Source organism: Jiangella sp. DSM 45060 (genome assembly GCF_900105175.1).
Classification (GTDB): domain Bacteria; phylum Actinomycetota; class Actinomycetes; order Jiangellales; family Jiangellaceae; genus Jiangella.
This window is the reverse complement of record NZ_LT629771.1, coordinates 4,163,793-4,178,834: the sequence shown is the minus strand read 5'-3', so window position 1 is coordinate 4,178,834 and position 15,042 is coordinate 4,163,793. Positions and strand designations below refer to the sequence as shown.

14 protein-coding genes are annotated in these 15,042 nt (G+C 69.6%); 9 read left to right on the top strand and 5 right to left on the bottom strand.

Annotated elements, in window-relative coordinates:
- Nucleotides 1–30 precede the first annotated feature (30 nt).
- The 5 genes from BLU82_RS18725 to BLU82_RS18705 are packed head-to-tail and all read left to right on the top strand — an operon-like array spanning nucleotide 31 to nucleotide 5,216.
- Nucleotides 31–1,032: a sugar ABC transporter substrate-binding protein gene (locus tag BLU82_RS18725; RefSeq protein WP_157741123.1), complete on the top strand. Its 1,002-nt coding sequence runs from the start codon at nucleotides 31–33 to the stop codon at nucleotides 1,030–1,032.
- A complete protein-coding gene (locus BLU82_RS18720) occupies nucleotides 1,025–2,221 on the top strand; it encodes a Xaa-Pro peptidase family protein (protein ID WP_092622634.1) in 1,197 nt (398 codons plus the stop codon). The genes BLU82_RS18725 and BLU82_RS18720 overlap by 8 nt, the downstream gene beginning before the upstream one ends.
- Nucleotides 2,214–3,629, top strand: a complete 1,416-nt coding sequence (locus tag BLU82_RS18715; protein WP_092622633.1) for a four-carbon acid sugar kinase family protein — start codon at nucleotides 2,214–2,216, stop codon at nucleotides 3,627–3,629. Before BLU82_RS18720 ends, BLU82_RS18715 begins: the two co-directional genes overlap by 8 nt.
- The gene (locus BLU82_RS35720) at nucleotides 3,622–4,437 is read left to right on the top strand and encodes an HpcH/HpaI aldolase/citrate lyase family protein (protein WP_092622632.1); all 816 of its coding nucleotides are present in this window, start codon (nucleotides 3,622–3,624) and stop codon (nucleotides 4,435–4,437) included. Before BLU82_RS18715 ends, BLU82_RS35720 begins: the two co-directional genes overlap by 8 nt.
- Nucleotides 4,434–5,216, top strand: a complete 783-nt coding sequence (locus BLU82_RS18705; protein WP_231947530.1) for an SDR family NAD(P)-dependent oxidoreductase — start codon at nucleotides 4,434–4,436, stop codon at nucleotides 5,214–5,216. The genes BLU82_RS35720 and BLU82_RS18705 overlap by 4 nt, the downstream gene beginning before the upstream one ends.
- Nucleotides 5,217–5,219: 3 nt before the next feature.
- Here the strand turns inward: BLU82_RS18705 and BLU82_RS18700 are convergent, their stop codons facing one another.
- Nucleotides 5,220–5,963, bottom strand: coding sequence for a FadR/GntR family transcriptional regulator (locus BLU82_RS18700; RefSeq protein WP_092622630.1), 744 nt, complete (start codon nucleotides 5,961–5,963; stop codon nucleotides 5,220–5,222).
- Between the two features lie 101 nt (nucleotides 5,964–6,064).
- Nucleotides 6,065–7,132, bottom strand: coding sequence for a LacI family DNA-binding transcriptional regulator (locus BLU82_RS18695; protein WP_092622629.1), 1,068 nt, complete (start codon nucleotides 7,130–7,132; stop codon nucleotides 6,065–6,067).
- A gap of 94 nt (nucleotides 7,133–7,226) precedes the next feature.
- Between BLU82_RS18695 and BLU82_RS18690 the strand changes: the two genes are divergently transcribed.
- Genes BLU82_RS18690 through BLU82_RS18680 form a run of 3 tightly spaced genes read left to right on the top strand, consistent with a single transcriptional unit; the run spans nucleotide 7,227 to nucleotide 10,192 of the window.
- Complete coding sequence (locus BLU82_RS18690) at nucleotides 7,227–7,730, top strand: flavin reductase family protein (protein WP_092622628.1); 504 nt, start codon at nucleotides 7,227–7,229, stop codon at nucleotides 7,728–7,730.
- Between the two features lie 59 nt (nucleotides 7,731–7,789).
- On the top strand, nucleotides 7,790–8,761 hold the full coding sequence (locus BLU82_RS18685; protein ID WP_157741122.1) for a phytanoyl-CoA dioxygenase family protein: 972 nt from the start codon (nucleotides 7,790–7,792) through the stop codon (nucleotides 8,759–8,761).
- A gap of 36 nt (nucleotides 8,762–8,797) precedes the next feature.
- A complete protein-coding gene (locus BLU82_RS18680) occupies nucleotides 8,798–10,192 on the top strand; it encodes an FAD-dependent oxidoreductase (RefSeq protein ID WP_092622626.1) in 1,395 nt (464 codons plus the stop codon).
- Between the two features lie 964 nt (nucleotides 10,193–11,156).
- Here BLU82_RS18680 and BLU82_RS18675 read toward each other — a convergent pair.
- Nucleotides 11,157–11,567, bottom strand: a complete 411-nt coding sequence (locus BLU82_RS18675; protein ID WP_092622625.1) for a hypothetical protein — start codon at nucleotides 11,565–11,567, stop codon at nucleotides 11,157–11,159.
- A 522-nt stretch (nucleotides 11,568–12,089) separates the two neighbouring features.
- Here BLU82_RS18675 and BLU82_RS18670 point away from each other — a divergent pair.
- Nucleotides 12,090–13,112 carry an NAD-dependent epimerase/dehydratase family protein gene (locus BLU82_RS18670; protein WP_092622624.1) on the top strand — a complete coding sequence of 341 codons (1,023 nt, stop codon included), beginning with the start codon at nucleotides 12,090–12,092 and terminating at the stop codon, nucleotides 13,110–13,112.
- Here the strand turns inward: BLU82_RS18670 and BLU82_RS18665 are convergent.
- Both BLU82_RS18665 and BLU82_RS18660 read right to left on the bottom strand, forming a co-directional pair.
- On the bottom strand, nucleotides 13,096–14,313 hold the full coding sequence (locus BLU82_RS18665) for a helix-turn-helix transcriptional regulator (protein ID WP_157741121.1): 1,218 nt from the start codon (nucleotides 14,311–14,313) through the stop codon (nucleotides 13,096–13,098). The genes BLU82_RS18670 and BLU82_RS18665 overlap by 17 nt on opposite strands.
- A 274-nt stretch (nucleotides 14,314–14,587) precedes the next feature.
- Nucleotides 14,588–14,962 (bottom strand): GntR family transcriptional regulator, encoded by a 375-nt coding sequence (locus BLU82_RS18660; protein WP_092622622.1) that lies wholly within the window; start codon nucleotides 14,960–14,962, stop codon nucleotides 14,588–14,590.
- Nucleotides 14,963–15,042 lie beyond the last annotated feature (80 nt).

The following is a 15,042-nucleotide window of genomic DNA, read 5'->3' as shown; positions in this document are numbered from 1 at the left end:
CCGACCAGGAAGGGCACCATGAACCAGCTGATGAGAACCGCAACGGCGGTCATCTGCGCCGGCGCCGTGGCCGGCGGCCTGGCCGCGTGTTCCGCGCGCGGTGAGGCGGCGAAGGACGCCGAGATCAAGGTCATGTACCTGCTCCCGACGCTCAACGACGAGGCGTACAGCCGCGAGGCGGCCGGCGCCCGCGCCGAGGCCGACCGCCTGGGCATCACCGTCGACGTCCAGGCCGGCCCGCAGCGGCGCGACCCGTCGCCGATCATCGCGAAGGTCGAGGACGCCATCACCCAGCGCTTCGACGTCATCGTCGTCGACCCCGGCGAGTACGCGGCGCAGCTGTCGCCCGTCCTGAACAAGGCCGAGGAAGCCGGGATCGACGTGATCTCGATGATCCAGGAGATCCCCGACCTCGAGCCGACGGTGCACATCGCCTACGACGAGTCCGCCGGCTACCGGGCCGCGGGGGAGTACATGGGCGAGCTGCTGCCCGAGGGCGGCGAGCTGGGCGTGATCGGCTGCGGGATCGGCAACGCACAGATGGACGGGCGGCGCTCCGCGTTCGCGGAAGGGCTGCCGGCGAACATCACCCAGGTCCAGATCGGCGAGACCCAGTGCGACCCGACCAAGGCGCGCAAGCTCACCGAGAACATGCTGACCGCCCATCCGGAGCTGGCCGGCATCTTCAGCGACACCGACATCGCGCTGCTCGGCGGGATCGAGGCGCTGCGCGCCGCCGGCACGGACCTGGCGGTCATCGGCGGCGACGGGCAGACGGCCAACCTGGAGCTGATCTCGAACGGCGAGATCCAGGACGCCAGCACCAGCTATCCGAGCGAGATCTTCGGCGCGACGGCGATCCAGGTGGCCGGCCGGCTCGCCGCCGGCGAAGACGTGGCCACCGTCTGCGCGATCCCCTCGCAGCCGCTGATCACCGCGGACACCGCCGCGCAGGTGCTGGCGCTGATCGAGGAGATCGAGGCCGGCACCGCGCAACCCGAGGCGCCCGACTGCACGGAGAACCATGGCTGACCGATCGTCGCACCGTCCACCAGGAGGCCAGGTGTCCGCACCGTTCGCGACCGAGCGACTCGACGAGCTGCTGCGGGAGGCCGGTGTCGACGTCGTCCTCGCGACCACGCGGCACAACGTCCAGTACCTGCTCGGCGGCTACCGCTACTTCTTCTTCGCCGGCATGGACGCCATCGGGGTCAGCCGCTACCTGCCCGTCGTCGGGTACGTCGCGGGCCGGCCGGAGGACTCCTTCTACGTCGGCTGCGGCAACGAGGACTGGGGCACCGACGTCCAACCGCTCTGGGTCGGCGAGCTCCAGAACGTGAGCTGGTCCAGCCTCGACTCGGCCCGCGCGGCGGCCGCCGCGGTCGCCCGCCGCGGCGCCGCGACCGGGCGCATCGCCGTCGAGTACGCGTTCATTCCCGCCGACGCGCTGGACGAGCTGCGGCGCGAGCTTCCGGACGCCGAGTTCGTCGACGCGCACCCGATCCTGGAGTCGCTGCGCGGTCAGAAGTCCGCCGCGGAACTGGCGCTGGTCCGGAGGGCGTCGGAGGGGATCATCGACTCGATGCTGGCGACCTTCGCCACGGTGCGCCCGGGCCTCACGAGGCACCAGATCGTGGAGGAGTTCCGCCGCCAGCAGACCAGCCGCGGGCTGGTCTTCGACTACTGCCTGATCGCCACCGGCCCGAGCCTCAACCGGGCGCCGTCGCAGGAGCCCTGGCGCCCCGGCACGGTGCTCTCGCTCGACAGCGGCGGCATGTACGACGGCTACATCGGCGACCTCGCCCGGATGGCCGTCCACGGGGAGCCGACCGAGCGCATGGTCGAGCTGATGGCCGAGATCGAGCACGTCCAGCAACGGGTCCGGACCGTGGTCCGGGCCGGGAACCCGGGGTCGGCGATCTACGACATGGCGGCCGACCTGGTGGCGGCCAGCCCGCACGCCGCGACCATGACGTTCCTGGCGCACGGCATGGGCCTGATCACCCACGAGGTGCCGCGGCTGACGGCGACCGGCCCGGTGCCCTACCCGGCGGACCACGCGCACACCCCGCTGGCCGAGGGCAACGTGCTGTCCATCGAGACCTGGATCGAGGATCCGGTGGTCGGCTTCGTGAAGCTGGAGGACACGCTCATCGTGACGGCGGACGGGTACGAGGCGCCCGGGGACATCGGCCGCGGCTACACGGTCGTCCATGACTAGGCCGGCGGTGACGATCGCCGAGCTGGACCGGCCGCCCACAGCACGGCGCGAGGCGGACGACCTGGCGGCCGTGCGGGCCGCCGCGGCGCGGCGGCGCACCTGGACGGTCGTGATCGACGACGACCCCACCGGCACCCAGTGCGTCCGCGACGTGCCGGTCGTCATGGGGGAGTGGACCGCGGCCGACCTCGACTGGGCGGCGCGGGGCCACGACCTCGCCTTCGTGCTGACCAACAGCCGCGCGCTGCCCGCGTCCGAGGCGAGCCGGGTGACGTCGCACGCGGCGACGGCGGCCGGCCGGGCCGGCGAGCGGCTCGGCCGTCCGGTGCGGTACGTGAGCCGCAGCGACTCGACCCTGCGCGGCCACGTCCGCGAGGAGGTGGCGGCCGTCCGGGCGGCGGCCGGCGCCCCGCGGCAGCAGCGGGTCGTCTTCGCGCCGGCGTTCGTCGAGGCCGGCCGGGTCACCGCTCGCGGCGTGCAGTGGGTCGGCGACGGCGTGCTGGTCCCGGCCGCCGCCACCGAGTACGCCGCTGACCCGGCGTTCGGCTACGACGACGTGGACCTGGCCGCCTGGGTGCACGGCCGGCTGCGCGACGACGTCACCCGGGTGCGGGTGCTGGACCTGGCGCTGCTGCGCGACGGGTCCGGCCCCGAGCGGGTCCGCGACGAACTGCGTCGCGGACACCACGACGACGTCTGGATCGCCGAGGCGGTGACCGGCGGCGACCTCGCCGCGCTGGCCGCCGGCTGCGCGCTGGCCGAGGACGACGGCCTGCGGGTCGTCTACCGGACCGGCCCCACGGCCGTCCGGGCCCTCGCCGGGCGGCCGCTGCCGCAGCCGTGGCCGGGCCGCGCCGGGCCGGCGACCAGCGGGCTGGTCGTGGTCGGCAGCCACACCGGGCTCACCAACGCCCAGGTGGACGAGTTGCGGCGGAGCCGGCCGGTGTCGCTCGTCGAGCTCGACGCCGGGGTGGTCGCCGACGGCGACGACGCGGCGCGGGAGGCCGAGATCGGGCGGGCGCACGCCGCCGTCCGGGCCGCCGTGCCGTCGGTCACGACGGTGCTGCGGACGTCCCGGCAGGTCGTCGCCGGCGCGGACCCGATCGCCACCAGCGGGCGGGTGGCCGCCGCCCTCACCGAGACGGTGCGCCGGATCGCCGAGCGGACGGAGCTGGGCTTCCTCGTCGCCAAGGGCGGCATCACCTCGCACGACGTCCCCGCGCGGGCGCTCGGCGCGACCCGGGCCGTCGTCCTCGGCCAGCTGTTCCCCGGGATGGTGCCGGTGTGGCGGCTGCTCGACGGCTCCCGGCCGGAGCTGCCCTACGTCGTGTTCCCCGGCAACGTCGGCGACCGCACCAGCCTCGCGGTCACCGTCACCCGGCTCGCAGAAGGAGACCGCAGTGCCTGACCCGAACCGCAGCCGTTCGTTCGCGGACCGCCTCCGGGACCGCGACCCGGTGCTCGGGCTGATCGTCAAGATGCCCAACCCCGCGCTGGTCGAGCAGGCCCGATACCTCGGGTTCGACCTGGTGGTGATCGACACCGAGCACGGGGCCGGTGACGATCTGCTGCTCGAGCACCACCTGCGCGCCGCCGGCAGCGCCGGCATCGACGCGCTGGTCCGAGTCGGGTCGAACTCCCCGCTCGACATCCTCCGGGCGCTCGACGCGGGCGCCGCCGGGGTGATCGTCCCGCATGTCGCCGACGCCGCGGCGGCCGGCGAGGCGGTCGCCAGCGCCCACTACCCGCCGCGCGGCCGACGGGGTCTCGCGGTGAGCACCCGTGGCGGGCGGTACGGCGACGAGCCGATCGACGAGTACCTCGCCCGGGTCGCCGCACAGACCGTCGTCGTCGTGCAGGTCGAGGACGAGGCCGGGGTGCGCAACGCCGCCGAGGTGGTCGCGACTCCCGGCGTCGACGGCGTCTGGGTGGGGCCGGGCGACCTGTCCGCGTCGCTCGGCTTCCCCGGGCAGGGCGACCACCCGCGGGTCCGCGCCGCCGTCGAACAGGTCGTCGCCGAGGTCGTCCGCGGTGAGCGGACCGCGGCGGCGGTGCTGGTCAAGTCCGCACATGAGATCAAGGAATGGCACGCTCTGGGTGCGTCGATGTTCCTCATCACCTCGATCGACCTGTTCGGCCGGGCCGCCCGCGAGCTCGTGGCGGCGGCCGGTGCTCTGGACGGCGCCCGTCACGACGTCAAGGAGGCAGCACAGTGAGCAGGAGCGGGATCCTCGGCCGGTTCGACCTCACCGGACGCACCGCGTTGATCACCGGCGCCGGCATGGGGATCGGGCGGGCGTTCGCGCACGCCCTCGGCGAGGCCGGCGCGAACGTCGCGGTGATCGACCTCGACCCGACACGTGCGGAGCAGGTCGTCGGTGAGCTCGTGGAGAACGGGGTCGCCGCGCTCGCCATCGGCGCCGACGCCTCGGACCCCGAGCAGATCGACGCCTTCGTCGCCCAGGTCGTCGCGCACTTCGGCCACCTCGACATCGCCGTCAACAACGCTGGGATCAACCTCAACTCGGCGGCGGAGGAGACCACGCTGGACGAGTGGGACCGCGTCTTCGCGGTGAACACCCGGGGCGTGTTCCTCGCCTGCCAGGCCGAGGCGCGGGTGATGTTCCCGCACGGCTACGGCAAGATCGTCAACACCGCGTCGATGGCCTCGCTGATCGTCCCGCACCCGCAGAAGCAGGTCTCGTACAACGTGTCCAAGGGCGCCGTCGTCACGCTCACCCGCACGCTGGCCGCCGAGTGGGCGCCGCGCGGCATCCGGGTGAACTGCATGTCGCCGGGGATCATCAGGACCGCGCTGATCGAGCAGTCGCCCGCCCTCGCCCCGCTCGTCGACGAGTGGGTGCGCTCGATACCGGCCGGCCGGCTGGGTGAGGTCGAGGACCTCCAGGGCGGCATCGTGTACCTCGCCAGCCCCGCGTCGGACTACATGACCGGCCACAACCTGGTGATCGAGGGCGGCCAGACCCTCTGGTGAAGGTCAGCTCTCGACAGCGCGCTGCTCGGCGGCCGGCAGCGACCTCCGCAGCCGCCGGGTCGCGCGGTCCATCAACGCCTGCATGGCCGCACGTGCCCGTTCCTCGTCCTGCTCGATGACGGCGTCGAGGACGGGCACGTGCATGGCCAGCGACGACTCCGTCTCCTGCGCGGACTCGATGACCCGGTGCGCCCACGCCTCGATCAGCGACCGGATGTTGCTCAGCACTCCCGTCAGCACCTCGTTGCCCGACGCCGCGGCCAGCTCCAGATGGAACTCCACGTCGGCCTCGATGTACCGGTCGTAGTCGTGGCTGGCCGCCCGCATCTCCTCGACCAGCTGCGTCAGCCGGGCCGCGGCCGCCGCGCTGCGGTGGCGCGCCGCCTGCGGCGCCAACGTCACCTCGAGCAACTGGCGGGCCTCGATGAGGTCGGTGAGCTGGTTGTTCCCGAGCAGCACGCCCCACTCGATGACCTTCGGCAGCAGGCTCGACGGCTCCTTCGCCAGATACGTGCCGTCGCCCTGGCGCTGTTCCAGCACGCCGAGCAGGATGAGCGACTTGATGGCCTCCCGCAGCGCCGCGCGGCCCACTCCCAGAGCCTCGCTCAGCGCTCGCTCACCCGGAAGCCGCTGCCCCGGCGTCACGTCGCCGGACGCGAGATACGTCAGCAGCTCCCGCGTCAGCTCGACCGTCGCCGGTTCGCGCCGGCGCAGCGGCCGGTCGGGCAGTGGTGCGAGCTCGCCCATGACGTCCTCTCGAAGGTTGACCGGTGAACCGTTCGACCATCCTAACGTCCGGCCCGGTCACGACGTCCGAAGCCAGGACGCCCCTCGCCACCGTCGTCGCGTCAGTGGGCCGGTGGGCCGACGGTTCCGGTGAGCTCGAGCTCGCACGGCAGCTGGGTCTGCAGGGGTGCGGCGCCGGGATCGTCGAGGAGCTGGAGGAGGATCTCGACGGCCTTGCGTCCCATGTCGCGCCGCGGGATGAGCATGGTCGCGAGACGACCGGGGCTGCCGTTCGTGTGCGGGCCGCCGAGGCTGATGAGGGAGAGCTGCTGCGGTATCGGCACGCCCGACCTGCGTGCGGCACGCTGCAGGGTCCGGGCGATCATCGCGTTCTCGGCGATGATCGCCGTGACGCCGTCGCCGATCAGTTCCGCACACAGGTGCTGAGCGTCGCGGGCGTCAGCGAGTAGCCGCTGCGGGGTGTGCGCCGGGTCGAGTCGCAGGTCGGTCCGGGCCTGGGTGAATCCGGCGCGCCGGTCGATCTCGGCCTCGTGTCGGCCCGTGCCGCGGACGAGCGCGATGCGCCGGTGGCCGAGGTCGACGAGCGCGCGGACGGCGTCGCGGGTGGCGCCGGCGTAGTCGCCGGAGACGTAGGACGGTTCGATGCCGGGGATGTCGCGGCGGCCGATCATGACGAACGGGTAGCGCTCGTTGGCGAGCCGGACGATCTCGTCGCGGCGTTCGTGGGTGCCGACCAGGATCGATGCGTCGGCGAGCTGAAGCGCGTTGATCTCGTCGGCGTAGATGGATCGCACGCCGTCGTGGTTCTTGGCGGCGGAGAACATCAGCAGGTTGTAGCCGCGGGCCTCGGCCTCTTCCTCGATGCCGACGAGCACCTCGTGGTAGAAACTCTGGCTCTCGAGGGGGAAGACCGGCTCGTAGCTGAAGATCCCGAGGATGCGGTTGCGTCCCCGGGCGAGGTTGCGGGCAGCGACGTTGGGCACGTAGCCGAGGCGCCGGACCGCGTCGCTCACCCGTTGCCGGGTGGCCTCGCTGACCCGGATGGTGCCGGCCGGGCGGTCGTTGACCACGGCGGACACGATGGCGGGGGACACACCGGCCAGGCGGGCCACGTCGGCCTGGGTCGGACGCCGCCGGGCGTCGTCGGTGTCCGCTCTGCGCTTCGCCATGGCCTGATTCTCGCACCGATTCCTTGACAGCCGGAGTAGTGGACCCTAGCGTATTACGCGCATCAGGTGATGCGCTTAATCAGATCGGACGGAGATGTCGGAGTCTCGCCAGGAAACGGTTCGGCAGGTCTTTCGCTGCCATGCCGCGGGCATCGCGGTGGTGACGGCGACGGGTGACGGCCAGCCGGTCGGCCTGACGGTGGCGTCGTTGACGTCGGTGTGTCTCGACCCGCCGCTGCTCTCGTTCAACGTGCGCTCACGGAGTTCGGTCTGGCGGGCGCTCTCGAGGGCGAACCGGCTGGGCGTGAACATCCTCACCGATCGGCAGGACGGCGTTGCGGAGTTCTTCGCTCGGTCGTTGGTCCAGCAGTCGGCCGAACCGGCAGGACACCTGTTCACGTGGGTCGACGGGGTTCCTGTCCTCGGTGCGGTCACCGCGTGGCTGGTGTGCGAGAGGGTCGATCTCGTCACGGCCGGAGACCACGACATCGCCGTCTGCGAAGTCATCCGCGGTCGGGTCGTCAGTGCGGGACCGCCACTCGTCTACCACCAGCGGCGCTACGTGAGCGTCCTCCCCACGCAGGCGGTGGAAGCGTGATTCACGCAGAAAGGACTGTTCGAGTCATGAGTGATTCCCCTACCCGGACGGACGGCAGCATGGATGTGCGTTCCGCGCTCCGGGGCGACCTACGGCAGGCTCTCGACGAGCGCGGTTATGCCGTGATCGAGGACGTCATCGATCCGACCCGGGTACTCGATCCCGTGCTGGACGCGGCATCTCGTCAGCTCACGCACTTCGCGGAGCTGGCTCGCGAGGCCGGGCAGCTGCCACGGACCTTCGCCTCGTCATCGTTGCAGCAGCAGATCATCGAGCTCGCGCGCCGTGAAGTGACCTGGATCGGGCGCGTCCTCGACGTCAGCCTGCCGGTGGGACGGGTGCGCGAGACCACGGCCATGTGGCTGGCGCCCGAGCCGTTCGCCCTCCTCCGAGACGCCCAGCTCCTCGATCTCGTCAGCGAAGTGCTCGGCGACGAGGTGTGGTTGAGTCCCGTCGGCCATACGCGTGCGAAGGTTCCGCCCGGGCTGGCCCAGGGAGCCGACGTGTTCCTCGGAGACGTTCCCTGGCATCAGGACAACGGCGTGCTGGTCGAAGAGGCCGACGACGTCGACATCCTGACGGTCTGGATCCCGCTCGTCGACGTCGACGCGACGAACGGGTGCCTCCAGGTCGTGCCACAACCACGAGGATCGTCGCTCCTCGAGCACTGCCCGGACGACGGCGCTCTGCGCATTCCGGCGCCGCTCCTGCCGGCGCCTGAGCCGATTCCGCTGCCGATGCGACGAGGCAGCGTCCTGTTCATGCACTCGCGCACACCCCATGCCGCTCTGCCCAACCGGACGACCGATCAGGTCAGACTCAGCATGGACCTGAGATACCAGGCGGTGCCGGCGCCGACCGGGCGGCCCGGGTTTCCGAGCTTCCTGCTCCGGAGCCCGGAGCCCACGCGGCAGCGCCCGACGACGTTCGAACAATGGAAGGCCGACTGGATCGCGGCTCGTGACCGGCTCGCCGAGAAGGACCTCGGCCGATTCAACCGCTGGGACTCGGACGCGCCCTTCTGTGCCTGACTCCGCCCTCTCCCGCACACACTCGGAGGTGTTTCGATGTCGGCATATCGCCTCGTCCGCGACATACCGATGGAAGACGGCTACGACCTCGTCGTCGCCGGTGGAGGCCCGGCCGGGTCCGCCGCGGCGATCTGCGCGGCCCGGCTGGGGGCCAAGGTGCTGCTGGTCGAGTCGACCGGCTGTATGGGCGGGATGGGCACGTCGGGGCTGGTGACGGCGTTCGACCCGGTCGGCAACGGCGAGGAGATGCTCGTCGGCGGCCTCATGCGCGAGATCATCTTCACGCTCGGCGAACGCGGGTTCCTGAAGCCGGGGCTCGAGGTCGAGAGTCACGTCAAGGGCTATCACCGGTGGACGCCGTTCCGCGTCGAGGGCTACAAGCTGCTCCTCGACGAGCTCGCCGCCGACGCCGGCGTCGAGATCCGCTTCTTCTCACGCGTGATCGATGCCGACGCGGACCAGGAGACCGGCCGGGTCAACGGCGTCGTGATCTCCAACGTCGAGGGCTACCGCTACGTGAAGGCCAAGACCTTCATCGACGCCACCGGCGACGCGATCCTCTCCGACCTCGTCGGCGTCGACGTGCGCGAGGCCGGCCGCGACACCCCGCACATCATGCCGGCCACGCTGCCTTCACTCTTCGCCGGAATCGACTGGGATCGCATCGTGCCGCGGCCGGGCCGGGGGATGCACCGGCACGATGAGTATCTGTTCCAGGCGATCGAGGACGGCCATTTCACCCAGCCGGACAAGCATCTTCCGGGCATGTCCAGGGTGGGTGATCAGGTCGGCTATCTCAACGGGGGGCATCTGTTCGACATGAACGCGCTCGAGGTCAAGCAGCTGAGCGACGGCGTGATGCTCGGCCGGCGTCTGGCCCACGAGTACTGGCAGTTCTTCAGGAACTACGTTCCGGGCTTCGAGAACGTCGAGCTCGTGATCACCGCCTCGCTGATCGGCGTGCGGGAGAGCCGTCGCATCGTCGGCGAGTACGAGCTCGACATCGACGACTACCTGGGGCGCCGCAAGTTCCCCGACCAGATCGCGCTGTTCAACAAGTTCGTCGACATCCATCCCTACGACACCAGCGATGAGGAGTACCAGCGCTTCCGCGCCGAGGTCGAGCATCAGAAGCGGCTCCTGCCCGGTGAGGCGTTCGGCATTCCCTACGGCATCCTGGTGCCACGCGGCTGGTCGAACCTGTGGGTCGCCGGACGGTGCGCCTCCAGCGACGTCGAGGTGCACGGCTCGATCCGCGTCCAGCCCGCCGCGTCGATGATGGGCCAAGCCGCGGGTACGGCCGCCGTCCAGTCCATCCGGACCGGACGGTCGGCTCCGGACCTCGACACGGCCGTTCTCGTGGAATCGCTGCGGAAGCAGGGCGCCTACCTGCCGCAGGAGAAGCTTCAGTCCGCCATGACGCGGTCGTAGCCGCGGGCACCTGGAAACGCGCTGGTAGGGCGGGTGGGACTCGAACCCACGACCCAGGGATTATGAGAGCCACGGCAATCCTCACAACAGCAACTCCAGGCGCCAACACTCAGGTCGCCGGCATCTCCAACCACACCTGACCGCCTTGCTGGACTCAATTTCGCACCACGAATGGCACCACGGCGTGCTCAGGAGCTAGAGCATGGCCTCTGGGGCGCTTCAGTCAGCTGGTCCGAGCTACGGACCCGTGTGGAACTGCGCGATCAGGAACTCGAACCCCGGACCCGCTGATTAGGCTCCATGGGGTGTAGGGGATCATCCCACATCACGTCCGGAGGCTTTGAGCTGCGAGGACGCATCAGATGCGCTCATTGAGAGTCACGCCGGCTCATCGTGAAGGTTGGGGCCACCTCGCAGGGCCGATGTGTCCGGGTCTGCGAGTACGGTGCGCGGGTGACCCAGACCGGCTTCCTCGGCATCGAGACGGGCGACATCACCTGGGAGGGCCTCCTTAACGGCGCGCTGGCGATCCCTGGTGCGTTCCTCGCTGCGCTGTTCGCCTTCTGGTTGCAGGCACGGCACACGAGGCAGCGGGAGCTCGTCGAGGCAGTGCAGACCCTCCTGCTCCTCGTCGAAGACGGACGCCGTATGGCAAGGACCCTTTCGACGCCGCCAGAGAAGCGCACTCGGGAGCACGTCGAGCAACTCCAACCCCTCATGCGCGAGCAGATCGTCCGAATCTCGCTCAGGTGCGGGTGGCGGGACAGGCGCCTGGCCTTCCAGGTCCGCCGGATACCGAGCCGCGTGCGGATCGCAGTCCACCACGGCGACGTCGAGATGGTGAACGCGGTGTGGAGCTTCCTGATGACATGGTTGGAGCACCGCGGCACGGTGCGCAGCGGCCGGCTCAACGTGGTCGGCATTCCCCCGCACCGCGGGTGGTGGGAGAGCTTGTCGGAGTGGATCACGCGGCGGCCTTCCCCCCAGCCAGGACCTGGACCTGAGCCCGCAGCGCCTCCGGCACCCGCGCCTGCTGAGCCTCCGACAGATCCAGAGCGTCCAGAATCCGACCGATGACGTCACCGATCAGCGCGCCCTGCCGCTCCTCCAGCTGCACCCGCCGCTCCTCGACGCCGGCGCGGATCGCCGCCGCGCACACGGCCACGAGGTGCTTGCGCTCGCGGTCGTACAGGTCCAGCCACACGTTCGGGACGGACTTGATCGTGACCGTCTTGCCGCCGGCAGGGTCTATCTTCTGCTCTGTGACGCCGACGGCGAGGTTGCGCTGCTCGACCTCCTGCACCCGCGCCCGCAGCCACGCGCAGTGCCCGGCCGTCCAGCGGACCTCGTCGAGCAGCGCCTCCGTCGGTGACACGTCGACGGCCAGCCGTAGGTCACGACCGCCGCGCGGGCCGGCTCCTCCTCGAGCCGCCGAGCCGCGGCCGCGAGCGCGCGCGGGCTCTTGCTGCCGTGCATCATGCAGACCCGCTGGCCGTTCATCGGCGGCTGCCCACAGGCTGTCGCTGCGGCCCAGGTTGGCTGCGGCCTTACTGCGAACGACCGCATCCAACCACCCCCCGGCTCCAGTATGAGCCGCTCCGCGCTGCATGGCTGCGGTTGGAGTCGACTGGCTCGGCGCGAGATCGATTCATCGACCCGACGCAGGGAGGTCGGCGCCAGCTCAGAACCTACATACCGCCGCGCCCTTCCAGCGGCTCATCCAACTCTCCGCGGCCTCGACCGGTTCCACGCGAATCCGCCCAGGGCTACTCGGGCGAGCTCGCGAAATGTTGCGCCAGGCCCTTCACCCGCACCGACTCCGCCGAGGCTCAGGATCAAAACCGACTCGACCTGCTGTACCTCAAGCGGCACTCCTGCTGCATGGCATCATCGCCTCGTGAAGGTACTTGTGCTGGGCGGAACGGCGTTTGTGGGGCGGGCGATCGTCGAAGCCTTCTTGTCTGCAGGCGTTCGGGTCACAACTTTCAATCGCGGGCAGACGGGCGACGATGTTCCTGGTGTGGAGGTCGTTCGGGGCGATCGCGAGAGCGCCCGTGACGTCGAACGGCTGGCGCAGTCCGGCTCCTGGGACGTGGTCGTCGACACATCGGGATACGTGCCGCGGAACACCTTGACCGTGATGCGACTCCTTGAGCCCGTAGTGGCCCGTTGCATCTTCGTGTCCACCGTAAGCGTGTACGCCGGCTGGCCACAGCAGGAATTGACCGAGGCGTCGGCGCTGCTTGAGTGCCCGCCTGACGCGGGTCCGGACTTCGGTGTCGACGTCGAGAACGGTCCGACGCGATACGGCTACCAGAAGTCGGGCTGTGAAGCCGCGGTGCGTGCGGCATTCGGTTCCGATAGATCGGCAATCCTCCGGCCCGGCGTGGTACTCGGTCCTCGCGAGTACGTTGGGCGGTTGCCTTGGTGGTTGCGAAGAGTGGCAGCAGGTGGCACTGTCGTCGCTCCCGGCGAGCCCGAGCGGGGCATTCAGCCCATCGACGTCCGCGACCTTGCCCACTTTGCGCTGATGTGCGCTACTTCCGGCCTGTCGGGAGCGTTCAACGTGACGGCACCCATCGGGAGCCGGACCTTCGGCGACCTACTCGCTGCCTGTGTCGACGTGACGCAGAGCACTGCGACGTTGGCGTGGGTACCCGACGTCAGGTTGATCGAGCTTGGCGTCAGGCAATGGTCAGAGCTGCCGTTGTGGCGGAGCCATCCGGGCGTTTGGCGGGTCGATTCCACCATGGCCCTCTCCGCCGGCCTTCGCAGTCGCCCAATCTTCGACACGGTCCATGACACTTGGGCGTGGATGTCGCGGGAGCCCGCGGGCGGACGCCATGAACGTGCGGCAGAGATCGGTCTGAGTGCCGAGCGGGAAAGTCTCGTGCTGGCAGCTGTCAGCTCTCCGGAGTGATGCCGTCGGGCTCGCCTAGCCACTCCGTGACGTTGGATCCGAGCCTCTGAGCATCCTTGTTGCTCTGATGCTCGTGCGCCGAAAGCAGCTGCCGAATATTCGCGAGGCGGCCGGCTACTGAGACCTTCTGCTCGCGCTCGGCGTCCAGGATCGGCCCCAAGGCTTCCTCTGCAGTGCCGATGTCTCCCAGCAAGATCCATGCGGCGGCGCGATCAATCCGGAGACCGTGAGCTATGGCATTCCGGGCCTCCGTTGCCGACGACCCTTCGAGCGCCTGTGCGGCCTTGCTTGCGGCCACCTCTGTGCGCTCTCCATCTCGGAGAGCGAGGAACACGGCCGTCTCGCATGCCGCCGCGCGCAGGTCGTCGAATGCGAACTCCCCGCCGACGGAGTCATGGAGTAGATCGTGGTGACCATCGGCCGCTGCCCGATCGTCTTCGGCGGCTCGCAGGGACAAGGTCGCGCTCGACTTGTCCCCGGCGACCGCGTGCGCGCGGGCCGCGATGTGCCGCAGCCTGGTGCGCGACGTTCCGGGAGGCGCCAGTTCCAGTCCGTGTTCCACGAGCTCCAACGCGTTGGCAGGTCGCTGGTCCCAGAATGCGATAGTGGCCTGTAGCCCGAGGGACCAGGCCTCCAAGGACCGATGGCCAGCACCCTCTGCGTAGCCCTTAGCGACGGTGATGAGCCGCTCTGCAGTTCGCCAACGTCCAAGATCAAATGCGACCGAACCCATCAGAGCCATCGCTTGGCTACTGATGACGAAGAGCTCATGCAACTCAGCGGGTCGCCGTGCGTGTTCCATGAGGTAGGTGGATTGCTTGTGCAGTTTCTGAAGGTCCGTGAAGTTGGTGACGAGCGGCCTGTTGTTATAGTCCCGCGCAATCTCAACTATGCCGTCGGTCAGTACCTCGAGTGTCTCGCTGCCTACGCGAGAGCTAAGGCGGATGGCGTCGGACCGAACGCCCCGTTCGGCCTGGGACAGCGCATCGTCGGGCTCGTCCTGGCGGGTCCCGTTCGATGGGCCCCCTTCAGCGGCGAGAACGATCTTGAAGCGTTCCCGCGCGGCGGGCGTCAGCTGCTCCAGAGCCGTGTCTAGAATCCGTTGAGCCTCGAGCCTGGGAACAAGTGCTGGATCCTTCTCCCAGTTCGAGACGGTCCGCGAGGCGACTCCGAGCGCTTCTGCAAACTCCTCGATCGACATGCGAAGGGCAATCTGTCGCAGCACCGCTGCGCGTGCTCCGGTCCAGACGTCTACGACGAACAAGTCAGCCTCCCTGCAGGCGGACTGCAGTGCCACTGCAGTGCGGTTGCATGGCCCCCTGTCGCTGGCGTTAGTTGACTGTTAGTCATGAACAGTACCAATCCACCCGTCGGCTGTGAGGGTCGTCGCGATCCCCCGGGCCGAGAAGATCTACTCGCCAAGCTGCATGAAGTTCTGGAGCAGTTCGACGTCCTGGCCGACGCGGTCGACGGCATCACTCGCCAGCTTCTGGATCGGTACCCCCAATCAGCTGCTCGAGCGCCGCGACGCGTTGCGTCAAGGTCTCCATCGCCTCCTGGATCACGCCGAGCTGGCGGATGATCTCGGCATCGTCCGCGGATTGCTTGGTTGCAAGGTCGGCCGAGGCGACGAAGACGCCACGGGGTGGGACGGACACCAGCACGCTCTGGTCTTTGAGGTGCCGAATCGCATGTTGGACCGTGTTCAAGGCGACCCCCAGGCGCTTCGCAAGATCGCGTCCCGAGGGCAGCCGTCCTCCGGGCGGGTAGTCGCCGGCCGCGATGGCTTGTTCGATGAAGGCGGCGACCTGCATATATGCCGGTCGCGGGTCGTCACGCCTGACTGTCATCGCTAGAGGCTAGCCGACCTCCTTGACGCAAGTCACGTCGTCCGCAGAGGATTGCGAGCTCCAGTGACATCAGTTAACAT